General features: G+C 41.9%; 1 protein-coding gene. It reads right to left on the minus strand.

Annotation, left to right across the window (positions count from 1 at the left end; translation table 11 throughout):
* Nucleotides 1-58 precede the first annotated feature (58 nt).
* Entirely contained in the window at nucleotides 59-1,120 is a 1,062-nt protein-coding gene (locus DWX43_RS26750; protein WP_118623120.1) for a hypothetical protein, read from the minus strand.
* Nucleotides 1,121-1,166 lie beyond the last annotated feature (46 nt).

The raw sequence follows: 1,166 nt of genomic DNA on the forward strand, positions 1-1,166 counted from the left end.
ATTTTTTCATTTAACTATTGACATTTATTAGCTGGACTTCACCGCATGAAGGACAGTATTACAATCCTTCTAAATATTCCATAACCTTTTCTGTTAAAATTTCAAGATATGACACCTCCTTCCCAAAATAGTATTCCAATATAGATTTTTGATAAGAAAAACACAGAATGGTTCCCTGCTTTTTCCACCCCAACTCCTGTTTTACCCGTAACAGATGCCGAAGTTCCAGTTCGTAACAAAAATAGACCGGGTTCCCTGTCTGATCTGTCCCTGCACTCACCTGGTATTCCCGGGTTCCCGGTTGTTCCAGTATTCCACATAAGAACCGGTACAGTCCGATTTGCTTTTCTTTGTCTGTTAAGAGTTTCACTTGGATTTTTGCACTCTCAATGGTGGGAATGTAGTAATAATTTTCGTAAATATCGTCTACTTGAAATAGGTTCCCCTTTATACCACCGTCACTTTCCAGAAGTTCTACTAAAAACTCTATGGTATCCCCCATAATGACCGCATCTATCCTTTTGAGTGCACCAGCTTTCATACATTCTCGTTCTACAAAGCTTCGCATGGAACGCTCCATTTTCTTCGCCCACCGCATTTTCTGTGCCAGCGTGTGATAAATAATATAGCCGGACTCCCCGGACAGCATAATCCCACAAGCTCTTGAGCCTTTGATTGCATCTGTCAATCCTTTAAACTCCAAACTTCCGTAATATGCCGCTTGCCCCCTCCCATTTTCAGAATCGGAACAAAACAGTTCCGGTTTTTGGCTTCTGAAGATAGGAATACCCGTCTTCCAAAGAAAGACCCATACCTTGCTCATCCGGTGCAAACGGAGACGTTTCTCAATTTCCGTCTTCACATGGTTTGTCTCCACTGACCCCTGTAAAAAAGAAGCAGCATCTTCACTATATTGTGAAAGGACATATCTCTTACCCTTTGCACGCAGCACATATCCTTTATACCCGGCTTTATTTCGCACAGAAATATATCCCTCTTGTTTTAGCCTGGTAATAACCGCAGCGGTATAGGATACAGATCCTATGATGTGTTCAGCAAGGTCTGCCGGCATTTCTCCGCTGACTGCTATCATCAAAAGTAACGTATCCTGTTTTCGCATATAACCTCCTCCTAGTATAATAATGATGTAGTCAATCAAGACTACT

Source organism: Clostridium sp. AF19-22AC, assembly GCF_003479085.1.
GTDB lineage: Bacteria > Bacillota > Clostridia > Lachnospirales > Lachnospiraceae > Faecalicatena_A > Faecalicatena_A orotica.